We start from the raw sequence: 19,237 nt of genomic DNA on the forward strand, positions 1-19,237 counted from the left end.
TGACCGGCTCGAAGCCAAGTCCCTCATAGAAAGCAAAGGCTTCAGCACGTAGCCGGTTACCACCGATCCGCCCATGCCCTACTCCGCCGGACGCGTCTCTTCCAGCACGCTTTCCTCGTTGAACAGGAAGCCGCCGGACTGCCGCTTCCACAGCCGCGCATAGAGCCCGTCTAGCGCCACCAGCTCGTCATGCGTGCCTTGTTCGACGATGCGGCCGCCGTCGAGCACCACCAGCCGGTCGAGGGCTGCGATGGTCGACAGCCGGTGGGCGATGGCGATGACCGTCTTGTTCTCCATCAGCCGTGCCAGATTTTCCTGGATCGCCGCCTCGATGTCGGAATCGAGCGCCGAGGTCGCCTCGTCGAGGATCAGGATCGGCGCGTCCTTGAGGAAGACACGCGCGATCGCGACGCGCTGGCGCTGGCCGCCGGACAGCTTCACGCCGCGCTCGCCGACATAGGCCTCGTAGCCCTGGCGGTCTCTGTTGTCGCGCAGGCCGAGGATGAAGTCATGCGCCTCGGCCTTCCTGGCCGCCGCGATCACTTGCGCCTCGGTCGCGTCCGGCATGCCGAGCTTGATGTTGTCGCGCAGCGAGCGATGGAAAAGTGCTGTATCCTGGCTGACGACGCCGATATTGGCGCGCAGCGAGTTCTGCGTCACGTTCGATATGTCCTGCCCGTCGATCAGGATCTTGCCGCCCTCGAGATCGTAAAGGCGCAGGATCAGATTGGCCAAGGTCGTCTTGCCGGCGCCGGACGGCCCGACCAGCCCAACCTTCTCGCCCGGCCGCACGACGAGATCGATGCCGTCGAGCACGCCGAACCCTTTGCCGTAGTGGAAATTGACGTCTTTCACCTCGATGCGGCCGCCGCCCACGACCAGCTCGCCGGCATCCGGCGCATCGGTCAGGCCAAGCGGTTGCGAGATAAGCGCCTTGGAGTTCTCCAACACGCCGAGATTCCTGAGGATGCTGTTGAGCTGCATCATCAACCGGCCAAGCAGCATGTTGAGCCGCAACACCAGCGAAAGCGTGAAGGCAACGGCGCCGACGGTGATCGAGCCTTCGACCCAGAGATAGATGGCAAAGGCGGCGATCGCGGTGATCATGATACCCGACAGTGTCGTCAGCGCCATACGCACGCCGGTCAGCCTGCGGGTGAAGGGCCGCAGCGCGTCGAGATAAATGTCGAAGCCGTTGCGGATGTAGCGGTCGTCGCCATCGGCCGAGAACAGCTTGAGCGTCTGCACGTTCGAATAGGAATCGACGATGCGGCCGGTGATCATCGAGCCGGCCTCGGCGGTTGCCTCGGCATGTTTGCGGATCGCCGGCAGATAGAACTTGGCCAGGAAGCCGAAAGCGGTGATCCAGATCACCACCAGCACCGCCAGCCTGAGATCGAGCCCGGCGACCAGCGCCAGCGTCGTCACAGTGTAGACGATCATGAACCAGACGACCTCGATGAAGCTCTCCATCAGGTCGCCGGTCGCCTGCCCGGCCTGCCAGACTTTTGTGGCAATGCGGCCGGCGAAATCGTTCTGGAAGAAGGCGTAGGACTGGCGCGAAACATGGCGATGCCCCTGCCAGCGCACCAGATTGTAGAAGCCCGGCGTGATCGTCTGCTCGTCGACCAGCGCCGACAGGCCGACGACGAGGGTGCGGATGACCAGCACCACCACAGCCATGAAGACGAGTTCAGGGCCGGCGGCGGCCCACAAAGCGTGCCAGCTGCGCTCGCCGGGAAGCTGGTCGAGAACGTCGACCAGCCGCCCGACGAAGTAGAACAGTCCGGCCTCGACCAGCGGCGCGATGCCGCCAATGACCAGCATGGCGAAGAAGGCGAACTTCGCCTGCCCGACATAATGCCAGAGAAAGCCGCCGACGCTGGCAGGTGGCCGCAGATTCGTTGGCTCCCGGAACGGATAGACCCAGTTCTCGAACCAGCGATAGACGGCAATCATCATTCGGCGGCTTCACCCTTGGCGCCAATGTCGTTGGCGATAGCGTCGTTGGCGGCCTCGGCCGGACCATCATCGAGCATGAAGCCACCCGACTGGCGTTGCCAGAGCTGCGCGTAGAGACCGCCGCTGGCGACGAGTTCATCGTGCGAACCTTCCTCGATGACATGGCCCTTGTCCATGACGACGAGCCTGTCCATCGCCGCGATGGTCGACAGCCGGTGCGCGATGGCGATGACGGTCTTGCCTTGCATCAGTCTGTAGAGGTTCTCTTGGATGGCAGCCTCGGCCTCCGAATCGAGCGCCGACGTCGCCTCGTCGAGAATGAGGATCGGCGCGTCCTTCAACATAACGCGGGCAATGGCGATGCGTTGCCGCTGGCCGCCGGACAATTTGACGCCGCGGTCGCCGACATGGGCGTCGAAATCCTTGCGGCCGCTGGCGTCCGAAAGCCCGGCAATGAAATCCAGCGCCTCGGCACGCCGGGCCGCCTCGACAAGCATCTCGTTGGTGGCGTCGGGTCGGCCATAGAGGATGTTCTCGCGCACCGAACGGTGCAGCAGGGAGGTGTCCTGCGTCACCATGCCGATCTGGGCGCGCAACGAATCCTGCGTCACCGAAGCGATCTCCTGGCCGTCGATCAGGATCCGGCCAGCTTCGAGGTCGTAGAACCGCAAGAGCAGGTTGACCAGCGTCGACTTGCCGGCGCCGGAACGGCCGACGATGCCGACCTTTTCGCCCGGCTTCACCGTCAGCGACAGGTTCTCGATGACGCCCTTCTGCTTGCCGTAGTGGAAGCGGATGTCCTCGAAGCGGATCTCACCCTTGGAAACGGTGATGTCCTTCGCACCCGGCCTGTCTTCGACAAGGCGCGGCAGCGAGATCGAGGCGATGCCGTCCTGCACCGTGCCGATGTTCTCGAACAGGCCCGACATTTCCCACATGATCCATTGCGACATGCCCCACATCCTGAGCACGAGGCCGATGACCACGGCGACGGCGCCGATCGTCACCGCCTGGCCGAGCCACAGCCACAACGACAGCGCGGTGACGGAGAACAGCAGCAGCGCGTTCAGGATGTAGAGCAGGCCATAGAGCACCGTCACCAGCCGCATCGACCGGTAGACCGTATCGAGAAAGCCGGCCATGCCTTCCTTGGCGAAGGAGGCTTCGCGGCGCGCGTGGCTGAACAGCTTGACCGTCTGGATGTTGGAGTAGCTGTCGACGACGCGGCCGGTCATGGTCGAGCGCGCATTGGCCTGCTCCTCGCCGACCTTGCCCAGCCGCGGGATGAAAAAGCGCAGCAGCCCGATATAGCCGATGAGCCAGACGACCAGCGGCGTGGCCAGCCGCCAGTCGGCCGAACCGACGATGAACAGCACGCCGAGGAAATAGACGATGATGTAGTTGAGCACGTCGATCAGCTTGATCACGCATTCGCGCACGGCGAGCGCTGTCTGCATCAGCTTGGTCGCGATGCGTCCGGCGAACTCGTCCTGGTAGAAGGCCATCGACTGCTTCAGCAGATAGCGATGCACCTGCCAGCGGATGCGCATTGGGTAGTTGCCCATCAGCGTCTGCTGGTTGAGCAGCGAATGCAGCCACACCGTGCCCGGCAGCGCGAACAGCACGACGAAGGCCATGCCGGCGAGCTTCCAGCCCTCGGTCTGCAGAAAGGTTTCGCGGTTCTGCCCAGACAGCCAGTCGACGATGTGGCCGAGGAAGCCGAACATCCACACTTCGGCAAAGGCAATCGCCGCCACCAGGATCGCGTCCAGGATGATGTAGGGCCAGGCGCCGCGTGTATAATGCACGCAGAAGCCAACCAGCGTCTTCGGCGGCTCGACCGGTTCCGCTGCCGGGAACGGATCGAGCCTTTTTTCAAACCAGCGAAACATTCCAGGCACTCACAAGTCCATGCGCTTACGCGGCGCGGGATTGATGGGCAAGGCTCCTCGGCCGCGGGGCGCCGCGGGCCGGCGATACGGAAGCGTCCGCATCGCCGGCCCTGCTTCGCGCAATATAGGGCGTCGCGGGTTTTTCGCCGACTGGCTCGCTCGACGATCCTGACGGCAGGGTCGCGCCTGCCCGGCTTTTCTCGCCGGGCCGGATCAAGCGGATGATCCGGCGCACCAGCGAAGGTCGGCTGTGGTCGGGAACCGCGCGCGAGAAGTCGACGTCTGGCAGCATGCCGCGATGCGGACGCTGGCGCGTCTCGGCGTGGACCGCCGACGAATAGGTTTCGCCGATCAGCAGCGCCCAGGTCGCCATCTTGCGCTCGTGCAGGCTTCTTGAACCAGGTATTTTGTAGGGATCGAACATCGGTTCGTCCTCCATGTGCAAATGCGATAAAAAGGGTGAAACAAGCTCGACCGCCGGCATTCGGCCGGAGGTGCCCATTGCGTCAGTCGAGACACGACGGCAAGCGTCGGTCCGGACACGTTCAGGTGGGGCTTTCAGCCCCTTTGTCAGTTTGAAAAACATCGCAAGATTCCTTTGAGAGCCGAAACTGGGTTCGGCGGGAATCGGTGCGATCAGAGTCTAGAAAGTCAGGAGAATCGTCGTACCGAAACCGCCGTCGGGCGTACAAGGCCCCAAGAGGGGTGCTGGATGTGCATGGTCATCATGAATTACCCCTCCATCGGTTCGGGTTGACAATGATCGGCGTATACCCGACTTCGCAGAAAATGGCCACCCGCCAGTCCAGGAATTTCCGAAGCCGCGAAATCCCTGTGGCCGATCTGCCACTTATTAGAAGGATGCGGAAATGAACGACCGTCTCCGCATCGCGCTCTACCAGCCTGACATCGCCGGCAATACCGGAACAATCCTGCGCTTTGCCGCGTGCCTCGGTCTCGGCGTCGACATCATCGAACCAGCCGGCTTCCCGCTCTCCGACAGGACGCTGAAACGGGCCGGAATGGACTACCTCGAAATGGCGGCGCTGACCCGGCATGTCGACTGGCACGCCTTCGAGCAATGGCGCAAAAGTGGCGCGCGGCGCCTGGTGCTGCTGTCGACCAAGGCCACGACCGCCTACACCGACTTTGCCTTCGCCGATGGCGACGTCCTTCTGTTCGGCCGCGAATCCGCAGGCGTGCCGGATCCGGTCCACGAGGCCGCGGATGCGCGACTGGTGATCCCGATGCAGCCGGGCACGCGCAGCATCAACGTCGCGCTTTCCGTCGCCATGGTCGCGGGCGAGGCGATCCGGCAGTTGCGATAGAATCTGGAGTCCGGCGGCAACGCCGTCCCTGTCGTTGACCTCAGCTGCTTCCGTTATTTTCACCCAGGCGCACATCGCCTTCTCCTGATTTGCCTTGTCTCGATCTCTTCGCTACAAGCTCAACTTAACTTGAGGTCAAGCGGAAAGTGCGAGATGGCTCCGGTAACAGAATTGACGGTCGGCCAGGTGGCTATGCGCAGCGGCGTGGCGGTGTCGGCGCTGCATTTCTACGAGGCGCGCGGGCTGATCCGCAGCCACCGCACGTCAGGCAACCAGCGGCGCTACGGCCGCGACGTGCTGCGGCGGGTGGCGATCATCCGGGTCGCCCAGGAGGTCGGCATCTCGCTGGCAGAGATCGCGGCAGCACTTCATTCCTTGCCCGAGGGCCGTACGCCGACGCGCGAGGACTGGAACCTGCTGTCGACGACCTGGCGCGACCAACTCGACCAGAAGATCAGCCAGTTGAAGAAGCTGCGCGACGGCCTCACCGACTGTATCGGCTGCGGCTGCATGTCGATCGACAAATGCCCGCTCAGGAACAAGGGCGACCGTTTGGCAAGGCAAGGAGCGGGGGCAAGAAGGCTGATGGTCGAGAGTTAGTCAGCAGCAGGCAGACGCCTGATCGTGAATTCGATGACGTCACCCGGCCGCTCGAACCAGCTTTCGATCTCGGTCCAGTAGGCCTGTTTGGGAAACCGTTCGAACCACTCCTTGGCCTTGAGGCGCGCATCGGAGCGCGGCAGGACGAAGGTCTCGCGCAGGAAGCCGTCGCGCGGCATGCGCTCGCGCTCGGCGCGCGAACGATCGAGCCTTTTCTTCAGCCCATCCAGCTTCGGTCTTGCCGGGGTGCGCACGAAACAACTCCTTGCACCGTAATGACACTTGACCCTTGCCCTTAAGAGATTAGGGATCGCGCCCGGAAAAGACGAGTCATTTGTCGGCTGCGACGGGAGACTGCATTGGAACGACCTGAAATACCCGTGGGGCTGCCGGCCGACATCGAACAGAAGAAGATGAAGGCCAGGCTTTGGTTCGAGGCGCTGCGCGAGCGCATCTGCGCCGCCTTCGAGCAGATCGAGCAGGATGTTCAGGGACCGCTCGCCTCATGGTCGCCCGGCCATTTCGAGAAGACGCCGTGGGAGCGCGAAGAAGGCAAGGGCGGCGGCGGCACCATGTCGATGATGTATGGCCGCGTCTTCGAGAAGGTCGGCGTCCACACCTCGACCGTCTATGGCGAGTTTTCGCCCGAATTCCGCAAGCAGATGCCGGGCGCAGAGGAAGACCCGCGCTTCTGGGCAAGCGGCATCTCGCTGATCGCCCACCCATGGAACCCCAACGTGCCGGCCGTGCACATGAACACGCGCATGGTCGTCACCTCGCGCCAATGGTTCGGCGGCGGCGCCGACCTTACGCCGGTGCTCGATCGCCGCCGCGTCCAGGACGACCCCGATACTTTGGCCTTCCACCGCGCCATGCAGTTTGCCTGCGAGAAGAACGCCGGCGTCGCCGATCACCCCAAATTCAAGGCCTGGTGCGACGAATACTTCTTCCTGCCGCACCGCAACGAGCCGCGTGGCACCGGCGGCATCTTTTTCGACTGGTTGCATTCGGACGAGGACAAAGGCGGCTGGGACGCCGACTTCAACTTCGTCCAGGATGTCGGGCGTTCCTTTCTCGTCGTCTACGGACATCTGGTTCGGGCCAATTTCAATGAAAACTGGACCGATGGCGACCGTGACGAACAGCTGATCCGGCGCGGCCGTTACGTCGAATTCAACCTTCTTCACGATCGCGGCACCATCTTCGGCCTGAAGACTGGCGGCAATGTCGCCTCAATCCTGTCCAGCCTGCCGCCGGAGGTAAGATGGCCGTAAAAAATCGGTGAGCGGAATGTGAGCCGCAATGACGTCCAATTCGCCGAATTCTGGCACGGAATGTGGCGCCACAGATTTCTTTTTCGTCTAATATCCATTTGAAAAAACTGAGTTATTTGTCGTTCCCGGGTCGGGAAGCGCCGGCGGTTCGCCCGCGAATCGCGACTCGACGCAACCGGACGGCCCAAGACGACGCGGATCATCCTCTCAACAAGGATGCCCGCTTTTCCCAGGAGTACTTTGCAATGCGCAAAATCATTGTGTCGGCCGCCGCGGCCGCCCTTCTCGCCTCTGGCTCGGTTGCCTTTGCCGCCGTCAAGCACACCACCGGGACGATCAAGGCCTTTGACGCAACGGCCATGAGCCTGGTTCTCGAAGATGGATCATCTTTTACGCTTCCCAAGACCTTCAAGGATCCTGGCCTGAAGGCCGGCGAAAAGGTCCGCGTTTCCTGGGACATGAGCGGCAAGAACAAAGTTGCCGAGGCAGTCAAGATCGTGAAGTGATGGCCTGCTCGCCAGAGCAGACCAGCTTTGTCTGGTCTTGCTCCGGGTAGCGTAAGAGGGCGGAGCAGCAATGCTCCGCCTTTTTGTTGCTGGCCGGCAACCAAAAACGGCCATCTGTGTTATGCTTGCTCCCCCGAGCATATCCTGAACCGAAGGTCGGCCCAGCAAGACCGGAACCGGTTTCGGAAGGGATCATGCAACGATCAAAGTTCTGGAGCGCCCGCGTCTCAGCAGACGCGCTCCAGGGAGGAAAAGGAGAAATCCGATGAAGGAATTCCACTGCGGCTCGCTCGTCCCCGGTTGTGACTGGCATACGCGGGCCGACGAGGAGGCCGAGATCATGCGCCGCGCCGTCGAGCACATGCGCGAGACCCATGGTGAGACGGTGATCCGCGAGACGATGGTCGAAGCAATCCGCTCGCGCATCGAGAAAGCCCGCGACGCGGCCTGATCTCAGCTGGCTTTCAAGGCTTCAGCGGCGCGCTCGAGCAGCGCGCCGCGATCAAGCGCAAAACCGGACTCGATCCACTCCCTTTCCAAGTTTTTCAGGATGGCGCCGAGCTTCGGCCCCGGCGCAGCGCCAAGTTCGGTCAGATCGGCGCCTTTGACCGGGAAGTCGGGCCTTTGCCACTTCAGCGCCAAACCAAGCAGGCGCGAAAAGCCGCCGGCATCGAGCAGCGCTGCATTGTCCTCGACCGCCCGCGCCCGCGCGGAGGCCAGCGCAAGCCGCAGCCGGTCGACAAAGCCCTGATGATCGCCACGATAGAGTTTTTTCGCCAGTTCGCCTTCGGTTGTCTTTGGCTCGACAGCGGCCGTCAGTGCCCAGCGGCGCAAGCGATCCGCCTCGCCGGTAGAGAATTTCAGCCTCTCGGCAAGCGTTTTCATCCGCGCCGCGTCCGGTGGCACCATCGCTTCCAGCCTGAGCAGCGGGTCCGGCGCCCAGCCCAGATCCATTTCGGTCCTGGTCAGTCCGTGGATGGCGTCGATGCCCCATTTCTCGCTCTCCGGCAGAACGCTGGTGAGAACGCCGGCCTGGCGCATCCACAAGAGCGCGCGTGATGGATCAGGCGCCGACAGAAGCTTCTTCAACTCGGACCAGACGCGCTCGGCCGAAAGCTGGCTGAGCCCCTCCTTGAGCCGCGCGCAGGCCTTCAGCCCCTCGGCGTCGGGCCGGCCATCGCCATACCAGGCGAAGAAGCGGAAGAAGCGCAGGATGCGCAAATAATCCTCGCGGATGCGCGCCTCCGCGTCGCCGATGAAGCGCAGCCGGCGCGCTTCGATGTCGGCGATGCCGCCGACCAGGTCGACCACGGTGCCGTCAGCTTCGGCGTAAAGCGCGTTGATGGTGAAGTCGCGCCGTTCGGCGTCAAGCTTCCAGTCGCGCCCGAACGACACCTTTGCCCGCCGCCCGTCGGTTTCGATATCGGCGCGCAGCGTGGTGACCTCATAGGCCTTGCCGCCGGCGACCGCAGTGACGGTGCCGTGTTCGATGCCCGTCGGCACCGTCTTGAACCCCGCAGCCGCAGCACGCCGGATGGTTTCGGCCGGCAGGCAAGTGGTGGCGATGTCGATGTCGGCGACCGGCTGGCCGATCAGCGTGTTGCGCACGGCGCCGCCGGCAATGCGCGCCTCTTCGCCGCCATCCGTCAGTGCAGCAAGCAGGCGCTGCAAATGCTTTTCTCCGAGCCAGTCGGCCCTGCCCGTCAGCGACACCGGAGCACTCACGCATAGAGCCTTTCATAGAGCGTGCGGATGATACCGGCGGTGACGCCCCAGATACGCCGGTCGCCATAGGGCATGTCGTAGAAGAACCATTCGAGATCGTTCCACATGCGGCTGTCCCGCTTGTGGTTGGCCGGGTCCATCAGGAAGCGCAGCGGCACCTCGAAGGCGGCATCGACCTCCTCGGTATTCAGCGTCAGCTGGAAACCCGGCCGCACGATGCCCAGGACCGGCGCGATGCGGTAGCCGCTGCCCGCGACATAATCGGGCATGCGGCCGATGATCTCGATGCGATCCTCGCCAAGCCCGATCTCCTCGAAGGTTTCGCGCAGCGCCGCCGCCTCCGGGTTTGGGTCGGTCGCATCGATCGTGCCGCCGGGGAAAGCCACCTGCCCTGAATGGCTGCGCAGCTTCTCGGCCCGTTTTGTCAGCAACACCGTCGCGTCGCCTTGGTGATCGACCACCGGGATCAACACCGCGGCGTCGCGCAGTGGCTTGGCTTGTGTCAGGCGCGGATGGCCGGGATTGAAGCGATGATCGCCAAAATCGTCGCCGGCATGCGCATCCGGCTGCGCGGCGAAGCGCGCGCGAAAATCAGCGGTGGAAAACGGCGCCGGCGTCACTTGGTCCATCACGCGCTCAGCCGCTTCAATTTTTCCGCCGGCATGATCGGATAGACCTCGCCCATCGAGCGGACGGCAAACATCGTCCTGCCGCCGACGTCGATTTCCTCGCCATGTTCGACCAGCTCGTACATCACCGGCCGCGCCACCAGCGCTTCCAACCGCCCGCGCACCAGAACGTAAGGCTTCAGGCCACCGGTGGCGTCCTCGTCGACGAAGCGCAGCGGATGGCCGGGCCCGGCCTCGACGACGTCGCCGACATTGGTACGGAAGGTGATGACCTGGTCGTCGCCGGCGCCGGAAACGTCCATCTCGACGGCCACGAAGGGCGCGTCGGCGACACGGATACCTACCCTTTCCACCGGCGTCACCAGATAGGTTCTGCCGTCTGCATCCTTGCGCAGAACCGTGGAAAAGAGCTGCACCAGCGGCATGCGCCCGATCGGCGTGCCCAGATAGAACCAGGTGCCGTCGGCCTTGATCTCCATGTCGAGATCGCCGCAGAAGTCAGGATTCCAGCGCTCCACCGGCGCCGGACCCTTGCCGGCGCGCGTCGCCCGCGAGACCAGCGCTTCGAGCCCGCGCGCTTCCCTGGCGGCCGTTAGACTCTCTTCAGCATGTTCGGAGCGTTCCGTCATGGTCACGAAATAGTCACTGTTGTTCCGCTTGTCAGCCTAAGTCTGTGATTTAAATTCAAACGCAGGCGCCATGCGAGGCCGAATCGCGGCATTCTGCGGCACAGACTGTGCAAGCCGGTATTTCCAACACAAGGATCGATGCGGCCATGAGCGTGATGATCAAGGAAAGCCCGATCAGCGAAAAGGATATGATCGCCGAGGCGGAGAAGGCATTGGCCGACATCTCCAGGGTCCGCGACGGTGTCGGTCGGGTCATCTTCGGCCAGGACGCGGTCGTCGAACGCACGCTTGTGGCGCTCCTGGCCGGCGGCCACGCGCTGCTGGTCGGCGTGCCAGGCCTCGCCAAGACGAAGCTGGTCGAGACGCTGGGCGTCGTGCTCGGCCTCGATTCCCGCCGCATCCAATTCACCCCCGACCTCATGCCGTCGGACATTCTCGGCTCCGAGGTGATGGAACAGGACGAATTCGGCAAGCGCTCGTTCCGCTTCATCTCCGGGCCGATCTTCGCGCAATTGCTGATGGCAGACGAGATCAACCGCGCCTCGCCGCGCACCCAGTCGGCGCTGCTGCAGGCGATGCAGGAATACCACGTTACCATTGCCGGTGCCCGCCACGACCTGCCGGCGCCCTTCCACGTGCTGGCGACGCAGAACCCGCTGGAGCAGGAAGGCACTTATCCCCTGCCCGAGGCGCAGCTCGACCGCTTCCTGATGCAGGTCGACATCCTCTATCCGGAAATCGAGGCGGAACGCCGCATCCTCTTGGAAACAACCGGCGTCGAGGATGCCAAGGCGCAGAACGTGCTGCAGCCGGCGCGGCTGAAGGAGATCCAGACGCTGATCCGGCGCATGCCGGTGCCGGAAAGCGTCGTCGAGGCGATCCTCAAGCTGGTGCGCTCGGCCCGTCCTGGCCACGGCCATGCCGAAACCGACAAGCTCGTTGCCTGGGGCCCAGGCCCACGCGCCAGCCAGGCGCTGACACTATGCGCCCGCGCGCGTGCCCTCTATAATGGGCGATTGGCGCCTTCGGTCGACGATATCCGTGCGCTGGCCGAGCCGGTGCTGCAGCACCGCATGGCGCTGACCTTCGCCGCTCGCGCCGAAGGCACCTCGGTGCGCGACGTGGTGGCGAAACTGGCAAAAGGCATCTGATGGCGCGCATAGGCGAGGTCCAGGCTCCGGTAGCGACGCGCGACGCGCTCGCCCGTGGCCGGTTGCGGGCCTCGCTGGTGCCGGACCTCCTGGTCGAGGCGCGCCGCATCGTCAACACCGTGATCGCCGGCTGGCATGGCCGCCGCAAGCGCGGCATTGGCGAGAATTTCTGGCAGTTCCGCCCCTATGTCGAGGGCGACGCGTCGCGCATCGACTGGCGCCGCTCGGCCCGTGACGACCACACCTATGTCCGCGATCGCGAATGGGAGGCCGCCCATACGGTATGGCTTTGGGCCGACCCCTCGCCCTCCATGCTCTACAAGTCCGCCGGCGCCAGCGTTTCGAAGGAATCGCGCGCGCTGGTGCTGACGCTGGCGCTGGCCGAACTCCTGTCGCGCAGCGGCGAACGCATCGCCTGGCCGGGCCTGACCGATCCGTTCACCGCCCGCAACGGCGCCGAGCGCATCGCGGCCCAGCTTACCCATGCCGGCAAACTGCCGGCAAAGCCTGATCTTTCCGGCATTCGCCGCTTCTGCGACATTGTCGTCGTCAGCGACTTCCTCGACCCGGTCGAGGACACCATGGCCTGGCTCGACGTGCTCGCCCGCCACGGCGTGCGCGCCCATCTGATCGAGGTCGCCGACCCGGCCGAGGAGACCTTCCCCTATGCCGGCCGCACCGAATTCACCGACCCCGAGACCGGCGACAAGCTGACCGCCGGCCGCGCCGAGATGCTGGGCGACGACTACCGCCTGCTTTACACCGCGCGCCGCCAGGAGCTGGCCGGCTGGTGCAAGCGGCTCGGCTGGAGCTTTACCGTCAACCACACCGATCGGCTGGCTTCCGAGGCGCTAGTGCGCATCCATATGGCGATGACCGCTGAAAGCAGCTATGCCGGAAAGATCAGCGCATGAGCTGGCTGCCGCTTTCCTTCGGTGCGCCGATGGTGCTGTGGGGCCTGCTGGCGCTGCCGGTGATCTGGTGGCTGTTGCGGCTCACCCCGCCCAAGCCGCAGACGGAAGTGTTTCCGCCGCTGAAGATACTGGCGCGCGTGCTGAAGCGCGAGGAGACACCGCATCAGAGCCCTTGGTGGCTGACGCTGCTGAGGTTGCTGATGGCCGCCCTTGTCATCGCAGCGCTTGCCGAACCCGTCTTCAATCCGCGCGAAAAGCTGCCGGCGGAAGGCTCGGCGCTTGCTTTGGTCATCGACAATGACTGGGCAAGTGCTGCCGACTGGGGCAAGCGCGTCGCCACCGCGCAGCGGCTGATCGCCGACGCCAGTTCGAATGGCGTGCCTGTCGTCATCGCCTTCACCGCCGAAAAGCCCAATGCCGAGATCGGTCCCTTCGATGCCGCCACCGCACTCGACCGGCTGCGCGCGGCAAAGCCGCGGCCGATCCCGACCGACCGCCCGGCCACCTATGCGCGTGTCGCGGCGGCCCTGGAGCGCCTGCCGGGCGCCAGCGTCGCCGTGCTCGCGGACGGGCTGAAGGCACAAGGCGACGAGGCCGCCTTCAACACGCTGCTGTCGAAGAACGCGGCGCGCCTCGTCTGGGCGACGTCCGACAGGCTATCGCTGAGCGGCCTCACTGTCGCCGACAACCAGGTCGACGGGTTCGCGCTCACCGCCATCCGCGCGCCGGGCGATCCGGCGCCGGCTCAGGTCACCGCCGGTGCCTTCGACGACAAGGGCCGCCGCATCGCCGACGCGACGCTGACCTTTTCGCCAGGCGAATCCACCGCCACCGGAACGATGGCCGTACCGTTCGAGCTGCGCAACGACTTCGCCTCGATTGCGCTCGACGGCGAGCATCAGGCCGGCGCCGTGCGGGTGCTCGACGAAAGCTCCAAGCGCCGCCGCGTCGGGCTGTTGTCGCAGGCCGAGGCCGACCAGGCGCAGCCGCTTTTGTCGCCGCTCTACTATATCCGTCGCGCGCTGCAGCCCTTCGCCGACCTAGTCGAGCCGTCGAGCGTCGACCTTGCCGACGCCATCCCGCAGCTTCTCGACCAGAAGCCGGCGATGATCGTCATGGCCGATGTCGGCACCATTCCGGAACAGGTGAAGCAAAGGCTGGTCGACTGGGTCGACAAGGGCGGCACACTGGTGCGCTTTGCCGGTTCGAGGCTGGCCGCCGCCGGCAATGACGACGATCTGCTGCCGGTCAGGCTGCGCACCGGCGAACGCTCGATGGGCGGCGCATTGTCGTGGACGACGCCACAGCCGGTCACCGAGTTTCCAAAAGCCGGTCCCTTTGCCGATCTCGCGCCGCCGGCCGAGGTCACCGTCACCAGGCAGGTATTGGCCGAGCCGACACCCGACATCGTCGAGCGCACCTGGGCGACGCTTGCCGACGGCACGCCGCTGGTGACCGGGCTGAAGAAGGGCAAAGGCACGCTCGTGCTGTTCCACGTCACGCCCGAGGCAACCTGGTCGAACTTGCCGATATCGGGCAGTTTCGTCGAGATGCTCAGGCGCATCGTGCAGCTGTCGCGCAACCAGGGTGCGGCGATCGCCAACGCCGAAGCCGCCGCCACCTCGCTAGCGCCCTACCGCATGATAGCAGCCGACGGCGATCTGGTGCCGCCGACGCCGGATGCACGGCCGCTGGTGCCGGGCGCCGGCCCGCTGCCGGTGACGTTCGAGAACCCGCCCGGCCTTTACGGCTCGGAGACCGGCGTCTTCGCCCACAATTTGCTCGAGGCCGACAGCACCTTTGCGCTGCTGGAGCGACCTCAGATCTCGCTGCCGGTCACCACCGTCCAGTACGCTTTCGACGAATCGCGCAATCTGAAAGGCGCGCTGGTCGCCGCCGCCCTGGTGCTAATGGTACTCGACACGCTGGCGGTGTTCTGGATGGGCGGGCTGCTGTCGCTCCGGCCGCGCCGCGCCGCCGCAACGACGGCCGCTGCCGTTCTGATCGCGCTAGGCGCGCTCTTTGGCCATGCCGACCTCGCCCGCGCCGACGACGCGAAACCGGGCGACGCCCAGGCGATCGAGGACATCGCGAAAACCCGCATCGCCTATGTGCTGACCGGCGAGCCAGGCGTCGATTCGATCAGCCGCGCCGGCCTCGAAGGCCTGACCCGCTTCCTGACCGAAAAGACCGCGCTCGAACCCGGAGCACCGGCTGGCGTCGACATCTCGAAGGACGAACTGTCCTTCTACCCACTGATCTACTGGCCGATCGATCCGGCAGCCCCGATGCCGAGCCAAGCGGCGATCGCGCGCGTCGATGCCTATATGCAGCAGGGCGGCACAGTCCTGTTCGATACCCGCGACCAGTTCGCCAACGGCATCGGCGCCGATGCGACCAGCCCGGCGACGGAACGGCTGCGCGACATCCTCGGCAATCTCAACGTGCCGCCGCTGGAACCCGTGCCGTCGGACCATGTGCTGACCAAGTCCTTCTTCATCCTGCCCGAGTTTCCCGGCCGCTTCGCCGGCAGTCCGCTCTGGGTCGAGGCCTCGCTCGATGCCAGCAATACCGAGAACCGCCCGGTGCGCGTCGGCGACGGCGTCTCGCCGATCCTGATCACAGCCAATGATTTTGCCGGCGCCTGGGCCGTCGACGAGAATGGCGACCCTCTTTTACCGACCGTGCCGGCGGACCCGATGCAGCGCATCTATGCGCTGCGCGCCGGCGTCAACATCATGATGTACATGCTGACCGGCAACTACAAATCCGACCAGGTGCACGTGCCCGTCCTGCTCGAACGGCTGGGGCAGTAAGCCATGAACTGGTCGATCAACTTCGAACCGCTCCTGTCCTGGCCGCTGCTCTCGCTGGTGCTGGCGCCGTTGGTCCTGCTGGCGCTGGTCGGCCTGTGGTTTCGCCAGCGCGGCTCGGTCTTCCGCTTCGCCGCCTTGCTCGCGCTCGGTGCCGCCCTGCTCAACCCGGTCTTCCTTGACGAGGAACGCGAGGCTCTGAAAAGCGTCGTCGCCATCGTCGTCGACCGCAGCCAGAGCCAGGATATCGGCGAGCGCACCGAACAGACCGACGATGCGCTGGCCGGGCTTCAGCAACGCCTCGGCCGTTTCAAGCAGTTCGACGTGCGTGTCGTCGAGGCCGGCCGGTCCGAGGCAACCGAGGAGCGCACCGACACCAGGCTGTTCGGCGCGCTCGAAGGCGCGTTCCGCGACGTGCCGCCGTCGCGCATCGGCGGCGCCATCATGATCACCGATGGCGAGGTGCATGACGTGCCCGGCGGCGCACCCGACTTCCATGCGCCGCTGCACGCTTTGATAACCGGCAACGAGCACGAGAAGGATCGCCGCATACGCTTCGAGAACGCGCCGCGCTTTGGCCTGGTCGGCAAGCCGCTCGACATGAGCTACCGCGTCATCGCCACCGACAATCAGACCGGCCCGGTCGATGTCCGCGTCTCGGTCAATGGCGATCAGGTGTCGGTCGAGCACGCCACGATCGGCCAGGCCATGCGGCTGCAGGTGACCATCCCGAGCGCCGGCCGCAACATCGTCGAGCTCGCCATCGACCCCGTGCCGGGCGAACTGACCGACACCAACAACCGCGCCATCGCACTGATCGACGGCATCCGCGAGAATCTGCGCGTGCTGCTCGTTTCCGGCGAGCCGCATGCCGGCGAACGCACTTGGCGCAATCTGTTGAAGTCGGACGCGTCGGTAGATCTCGTCCATTTCACTATTCTGCGTCCGCCGGAAAAGCAGGATGGCACGCCGATCAACGAACTGTCGCTGATTGCCTTTCCGACGCGCGAACTGTTCGTCGAGAAGATCAAGGATTTCGACCTCATCATCTTCGACCGCTACCAGCACCGCGACGTGCTGCCGATCCTCTATTACGACTACATCTCCGAATACGTCGAAAAGGGCGGCGCGCTGCTGATCGCCGCCGGCCCCGAATATGCCGGCGAAAGCTCGATCGCCCGCACGCCGCTGATGTCGGCGCTGCCGGCGATGCCGACCGGCGAGGTCGTCGACAAGGCCTTCTACCCGCGCCTCACCGAGCTCGGCCAGCGTCATCCGGTGACGCGCGGGCTGGACGGCTCGGCCACCGATCCGCCGCACTGGAGCCGCTGGTTCCGCACCATCGGCGTCGAGAACCCCGAGGGCGAGGTGGTGATGAAGGGCGCCGACAATCGGCCGCTGCTTCTGCTCGATCGCAAGGGCGAAGGCCGCGTCGGCATGCTTCTGTCCGACCAGGGCTGGTTGTGGGCGCGTGGCTTCGAGGGCGGTGGCCCGCATGTCCAGCTCTATCGCCGCATTGCCCATTGGCTGATGAAGGAGCCCGAGCTCGAAGAGGAACGCCTGACCGCCGACGGGCGCGGCATGACGCTGGAAATCCGCCGCCAGACGATGAGCGACGACCCCGGCCCGGCACAGGTGATCACGCCATCGGGCAAGGCGCTGATCGTCAGGCTCGAAAAATCCGAGCCCGGCATTTTCCTCGGCACCGTCCAGACCAGCGAGATCGGCCTCTACCAGGTCGGCAATGGCGACCTTACCGCACTTGCCCATGTCGGCCCGATCAACGCGCCGGAGTTCACCGACGTCATCTCCACCGAGGACCGGCTCAAGGCGCCGGCGGAGGCGACCGGCGGCAGCGTGCGCCGGCTGGCGCCTTCGTCCACGCTCGGCAACCTCACCGGTGGTGTGACGCTGCCTTCGATCGTCCCGGTCCGCTCCACGGGTGCGGCCTCCGGCAACGACTGGATCGGCTTGCGCACCACCGACGACAGTGTGCTGAAGGCCGTCTCGCGCGTGCCGTTGTTCGGGGGCTTCCTCGGCCTCGGCCTGCTGCTTCTGGCGATGGGCTCGATGTGGTACCGCGAGGGGCGGTAACGCTCCTCACTCCTCCGGCTCCGTCGTGAACAGCAGCGGGTAGCCCTTGGCCTTGCCGGCGTCGGTGGCCCGCGTCGCCTTGGTCTCGGCGACGTCCCTGGTGAAGACGGCGACGACGCATACGCCGCGCCGGTGCGCGGTGATCATCACCCGCTGCGCCTGGTCTTCGCTCAGCTTGAACTCGCCCTTGAGCACCGTCACCACGAACTCGCGCGGGGTGAAATCGTCGTTGATGAGGATGACCTTGTAGAGCTTCGGCCGTTCGGTCTTCGGCTGTGTCTTGGTGCGCGGTGTGGTGGTGGTTTCAGGCATCGGGCAACTGCAAGCGGGAAATACGCCTTCACTTTGTCACGGGCGAAAGCGGTCGTCCATTTTTCGACCGGCGCGCACCCCCTTACCCAGCCGCGCGGCCTCTCACAAATCTATGTGGGTCACTGTCGCGGGCCGTTCAACGGCCATGCCGGCTGAACATGCGCCGCGGCGGGATCTGCCGCACCGTCCCGACAGCTGGCGCATCTGGATGTGATCGCGTATCGGACGCATCGACCCGGCGCTCCATCCATGCCGCCACCGGCCAGGCGATGAAGCAGATCAGCACCGTGCCGGTCAGTACGATGAGCAGCCAGGTTTGCCCGGGCGTGATGTAGTCCCAGTCGGTGGATATTTTCGGCGCGAACAGTGACGGCTCGGTTCGTCCGCTGGCGGGGTCAGGCACTGGGCTGGCGGAGAGCAGGATCAATACCTTGGCCACTCCGCTGACCACCAGGCCGCCGATGACCATCGAACGCAAAATGGACGAAAGCCGCTTCATGCGGATTGTCCTGCAGGGCCGGCATTGCGATCGGGTTAGGGATCGCCGGCCGTTAAACTAGTTCTGGCATGCCGGGTTGGACGCCGCCGGCGCTCCGGCTTGATCCAAGGCCACTCCAGCCGAATTCCGGCTGGAGCGGCCTTGTCAGGAAAGCTGGCTTTTGCCAAGCCTGGATCAGGACTTCTTGGCTGCCTTCGGCGCCTTCTTGACCGGGCACTTGTGCGTCTTGGTCACTTTGCAGGCCTTGACGGTCTTCTTGGCAGTGACCTTCTTCGGAGCAGCCTTGGCAGGCGCAGCCGCCGGCGCGGTGGTCGAAGCAGCGGGAGCAGCGGTCGTGGTCGCAGCTGCGTTGCCGAGAGCCGGCATCGAGAAGGCGAGAGCAACAGCGAGGCCGAGGGCGGAGAGGAGGGACTTGTTCATGGCTTCATTTCCTTTTTATGCGGGTCGGGGTTTGAGCGTCACTGAATCGGGTCGTTCGGTGTCACTCCAAGCAGCTTCAAAGCGTTTGCGAGCATCCGGATTCCCTGTGCCTGCTTCTTGTTGGCGCAGAACCGGGTTCCCTTTCTTTGCAGTGCTTTCGCCGCGGTGACCTGCGTTGCCGCGGCATGGGTTTCGAGGGCTTCGTCAACCTGACGGTTGAGGTCGCTGCAGCGCTCGGCCCGGGTGATCGGCACCACCTTTGCATCGGAGGCTCCGACCGCGGCCGTGACGAGCGAAATGCCGAGCAACGCACCCATCAAGCTGATCGAGAACCTATGCATTGGTCTTGTCCGTTACTCCGGAGACTAGCGTCGCAGCCGATGACCTGACCGCCACGACACCGTTATGCCCTTGAATTTTTTCGTGAGTTTTTCCGGACTATAGAAATTTGTTTCTGGATTGTTTCTGCCGAATCCGCCTTGGGCTGTG

The 19,237-nt window shown here is 64.7% G+C and carries 20 protein-coding genes; 9 read left to right on the plus strand and 11 right to left on the minus strand.

What is annotated here, in order from left to right:
* Positions 1–78 precede the first annotated feature (78 nt).
* From D3227_RS14100 to D3227_RS14110, 3 genes are read right to left on the minus strand one after another with little or no spacing between them, the layout of a single operon-like run.
* Positions 79–1,962, minus strand: a complete 1,884-nt coding sequence (locus D3227_RS14100; protein ID WP_120014709.1) for an ABC transporter ATP-binding protein — start codon at positions 1,960–1,962, stop codon at positions 79–81.
* Positions 1,959–3,854, minus strand: a complete 1,896-nt coding sequence (locus tag D3227_RS14105) for an ABC transporter ATP-binding protein (RefSeq protein ID WP_120014710.1) — start codon at positions 3,852–3,854, stop codon at positions 1,959–1,961. Before D3227_RS14105 ends, D3227_RS14100 begins: the two co-directional genes overlap by 4 nt.
* 25 nt (positions 3,855–3,879) lie before the next feature.
* Complete coding sequence (locus D3227_RS14110) at positions 3,880–4,278, minus strand: hypothetical protein (protein WP_245451751.1); 399 nt, start codon at positions 4,276–4,278, stop codon at positions 3,880–3,882.
* Positions 4,279–4,723: 445 nt separating this feature from the next.
* On the opposite strand from D3227_RS14110, the gene D3227_RS14115 reads away from it, so the two are divergent.
* Positions 4,724–5,182 (plus strand): tRNA (cytidine(34)-2'-O)-methyltransferase, encoded by a 459-nt coding sequence (locus tag D3227_RS14115; protein WP_120014712.1) that lies wholly within the window; start codon positions 4,724–4,726, stop codon positions 5,180–5,182.
* Between the two features lie 153 nt (positions 5,183–5,335).
* Positions 5,336–5,782 (plus strand): redox-sensitive transcriptional activator SoxR, encoded by a 447-nt coding sequence (soxR, locus tag D3227_RS14120; RefSeq protein ID WP_120014713.1) that lies wholly within the window; start codon positions 5,336–5,338, stop codon positions 5,780–5,782.
* Here soxR and D3227_RS14125 read toward each other — a convergent pair.
* On the minus strand, positions 5,779–6,036 hold the full coding sequence (locus D3227_RS14125; protein ID WP_120014714.1) for a hypothetical protein: 258 nt from the start codon (positions 6,034–6,036) through the stop codon (positions 5,779–5,781). The genes soxR and D3227_RS14125 overlap by 4 nt on opposite strands.
* Positions 6,037–6,141: 105 nt before the next feature.
* Between D3227_RS14125 and hemF the strand changes: the two genes are divergently transcribed.
* The 3 genes from hemF (at position 6,142) to D3227_RS14140 (ending at position 8,013) form a co-directional block, all read left to right on the plus strand.
* Positions 6,142–7,056, plus strand: coding sequence for an oxygen-dependent coproporphyrinogen oxidase (gene hemF / locus D3227_RS14130; RefSeq protein ID WP_120014715.1), 915 nt, complete (start codon positions 6,142–6,144; stop codon positions 7,054–7,056).
* A 62-nt stretch (positions 7,057–7,118) separates the two neighbouring features.
* On the plus strand, positions 7,119–7,562 hold the full coding sequence (locus tag D3227_RS42670) for a DUF1344 domain-containing protein (protein WP_245451752.1): 444 nt from the start codon (positions 7,119–7,121) through the stop codon (positions 7,560–7,562).
* 265 nt (positions 7,563–7,827) lie between these two features.
* Positions 7,828–8,013: a DUF1059 domain-containing protein gene (locus tag D3227_RS14140; protein WP_006202582.1), complete on the plus strand. Its 186-nt coding sequence runs from the start codon at positions 7,828–7,830 to the stop codon at positions 8,011–8,013.
* Between the two features lie 2 nt (positions 8,014–8,015).
* Here the strand turns inward: D3227_RS14140 and D3227_RS14145 are convergent, their stop codons facing one another.
* Genes D3227_RS14145 through D3227_RS14155 form a run of 3 tightly spaced genes read right to left on the minus strand, consistent with a single transcriptional unit; the run spans position 8,016 to position 10,545 of the window.
* A complete protein-coding gene (locus D3227_RS14145; protein ID WP_167480690.1) occupies positions 8,016–9,287 on the minus strand; it encodes a CCA tRNA nucleotidyltransferase in 1,272 nt (423 codons plus the stop codon).
* Positions 9,284–9,916: a CoA pyrophosphatase gene (locus D3227_RS14150; RefSeq protein ID WP_120014717.1), complete on the minus strand. Its 633-nt coding sequence runs from the start codon at positions 9,914–9,916 to the stop codon at positions 9,284–9,286. Before D3227_RS14150 ends, D3227_RS14145 begins: the two co-directional genes overlap by 4 nt.
* Entirely contained in the window at positions 9,916–10,545 is a 630-nt protein-coding gene (locus D3227_RS14155; RefSeq protein ID WP_120014718.1) for a DUF1285 domain-containing protein, read from the minus strand. The genes D3227_RS14150 and D3227_RS14155 overlap by 1 nt, the downstream gene beginning before the upstream one ends.
* Positions 10,546–10,691: 146 nt before the next feature.
* Here D3227_RS14155 and D3227_RS14160 point away from each other — a divergent pair, with 146 nt between their 5' ends.
* Genes D3227_RS14160 through D3227_RS14175 form a run of 4 tightly spaced genes read left to right on the plus strand, consistent with a single transcriptional unit; the run spans position 10,692 to position 17,517 of the window.
* Positions 10,692–11,696, plus strand: a complete 1,005-nt coding sequence (locus D3227_RS14160; RefSeq protein ID WP_120014719.1) for an AAA family ATPase — start codon at positions 10,692–10,694, stop codon at positions 11,694–11,696.
* Complete coding sequence (locus tag D3227_RS14165) at positions 11,696–12,610, plus strand: DUF58 domain-containing protein (protein WP_120014720.1); 915 nt, start codon at positions 11,696–11,698, stop codon at positions 12,608–12,610. Before D3227_RS14160 ends, D3227_RS14165 begins: the two co-directional genes overlap by 1 nt.
* Positions 12,607–15,426, plus strand: coding sequence for a DUF4159 domain-containing protein (locus D3227_RS14170; protein ID WP_120014721.1), 2,820 nt, complete (start codon positions 12,607–12,609; stop codon positions 15,424–15,426). The genes D3227_RS14165 and D3227_RS14170 overlap by 4 nt, the downstream gene beginning before the upstream one ends.
* Positions 15,427–15,429: 3 nt before the next feature.
* The gene (locus D3227_RS14175; RefSeq protein ID WP_120014722.1) at positions 15,430–17,517 is read left to right on the plus strand and encodes a hypothetical protein; all 2,088 of its coding nucleotides are present in this window, start codon (positions 15,430–15,432) and stop codon (positions 17,515–17,517) included.
* Between the two features lie 6 nt (positions 17,518–17,523).
* On the opposite strand, the gene clpS is transcribed toward D3227_RS14175, so the two are convergent.
* From clpS to D3227_RS14195, 4 genes are all read right to left on the minus strand, one after another.
* On the minus strand, positions 17,524–17,829 hold the full coding sequence (gene clpS, locus D3227_RS14180) for an ATP-dependent Clp protease adapter ClpS (RefSeq protein ID WP_120014723.1): 306 nt from the start codon (positions 17,827–17,829) through the stop codon (positions 17,524–17,526).
* Positions 17,830–17,965: 136 nt separating this feature from the next.
* Positions 17,966–18,328 carry a hypothetical protein gene (locus tag D3227_RS14185; RefSeq protein ID WP_120014724.1) on the minus strand — a complete coding sequence of 121 codons (363 nt, stop codon included), beginning with the start codon at positions 18,326–18,328 and terminating at the stop codon, positions 17,966–17,968.
* 174 nt (positions 18,329–18,502) lie between these two features.
* On the minus strand, positions 18,503–18,748 hold the full coding sequence (locus D3227_RS14190) for a hypothetical protein (protein WP_120014725.1): 246 nt from the start codon (positions 18,746–18,748) through the stop codon (positions 18,503–18,505).
* A gap of 38 nt (positions 18,749–18,786) precedes the next feature.
* A complete protein-coding gene (locus tag D3227_RS14195; RefSeq protein ID WP_120014726.1) occupies positions 18,787–19,089 on the minus strand; it encodes a hypothetical protein in 303 nt (100 codons plus the stop codon).
* Between the last annotated feature and the right edge of the window lie 148 nt (positions 19,090–19,237).

Origin of the sequence: Mesorhizobium waimense (genome assembly GCF_003601975.1) — a bacterium.
Taxonomy (GTDB): domain Bacteria; phylum Pseudomonadota; class Alphaproteobacteria; order Rhizobiales; family Rhizobiaceae; genus Mesorhizobium; species Mesorhizobium waimense.

What these genes read in the sequence shown, in the direction of transcription:
- D3227_RS14100 (WP_120014709.1), bottom strand. Translation starts at nt 1,962, where the DNA reads ATGATGATTGCCGTCTATCGCTGGTTCGAGAACTGGGTCTATCCGTTC.
- D3227_RS14105 (WP_120014710.1), bottom strand. Translation starts at nt 3,854, where the DNA reads ATGTTTCGCTGGTTTGAAAAAAGGCTCGATCCGTTCCCGGCAGCGGAA.
- D3227_RS14110 (WP_245451751.1), bottom strand. Translation starts at nt 4,278, where the DNA reads ATGTTCGATCCCTACAAAATACCTGGTTCAAGAAGCCTGCACGAGCGC.
- D3227_RS14115 (WP_120014712.1), top strand. Translation starts at nt 4,724, where the DNA reads ATGAACGACCGTCTCCGCATCGCGCTCTACCAGCCTGACATCGCCGGC.
- soxR (WP_120014713.1), top strand. Translation starts at nt 5,336, where the DNA reads ATGGCTCCGGTAACAGAATTGACGGTCGGCCAGGTGGCTATGCGCAGC.
- D3227_RS14140 (WP_006202582.1), top strand. Translation starts at nt 7,828, where the DNA reads ATGAAGGAATTCCACTGCGGCTCGCTCGTCCCCGGTTGTGACTGGCAT.
- D3227_RS14150 (WP_120014717.1), bottom strand. Translation starts at nt 9,916, where the DNA reads ATGGACCAAGTGACGCCGGCGCCGTTTTCCACCGCTGATTTTCGCGCG.
- D3227_RS14155 (WP_120014718.1), bottom strand. Translation starts at nt 10,545, where the DNA reads ATGACGGAACGCTCCGAACATGCTGAAGAGAGTCTAACGGCCGCCAGG.
- D3227_RS14160 (WP_120014719.1), top strand. Translation starts at nt 10,692, where the DNA reads ATGAGCGTGATGATCAAGGAAAGCCCGATCAGCGAAAAGGATATGATC.
- D3227_RS14165 (WP_120014720.1), top strand. Translation starts at nt 11,696, where the DNA reads ATGGCGCGCATAGGCGAGGTCCAGGCTCCGGTAGCGACGCGCGACGCG.
- D3227_RS14170 (WP_120014721.1), top strand. Translation starts at nt 12,607, where the DNA reads ATGAGCTGGCTGCCGCTTTCCTTCGGTGCGCCGATGGTGCTGTGGGGC.
- D3227_RS14175 (WP_120014722.1), top strand. Translation starts at nt 15,430, where the DNA reads ATGAACTGGTCGATCAACTTCGAACCGCTCCTGTCCTGGCCGCTGCTC.
- clpS (WP_120014723.1), bottom strand. Translation starts at nt 17,829, where the DNA reads ATGCCTGAAACCACCACCACACCGCGCACCAAGACACAGCCGAAGACC.
- D3227_RS14185 (WP_120014724.1), bottom strand. Translation starts at nt 18,328, where the DNA reads ATGAAGCGGCTTTCGTCCATTTTGCGTTCGATGGTCATCGGCGGCCTG.
- D3227_RS14190 (WP_120014725.1), bottom strand. Translation starts at nt 18,748, where the DNA reads ATGAACAAGTCCCTCCTCTCCGCCCTCGGCCTCGCTGTTGCTCTCGCC.
- D3227_RS14195 (WP_120014726.1), bottom strand. Translation starts at nt 19,089, where the DNA reads ATGCATAGGTTCTCGATCAGCTTGATGGGTGCGTTGCTCGGCATTTCG.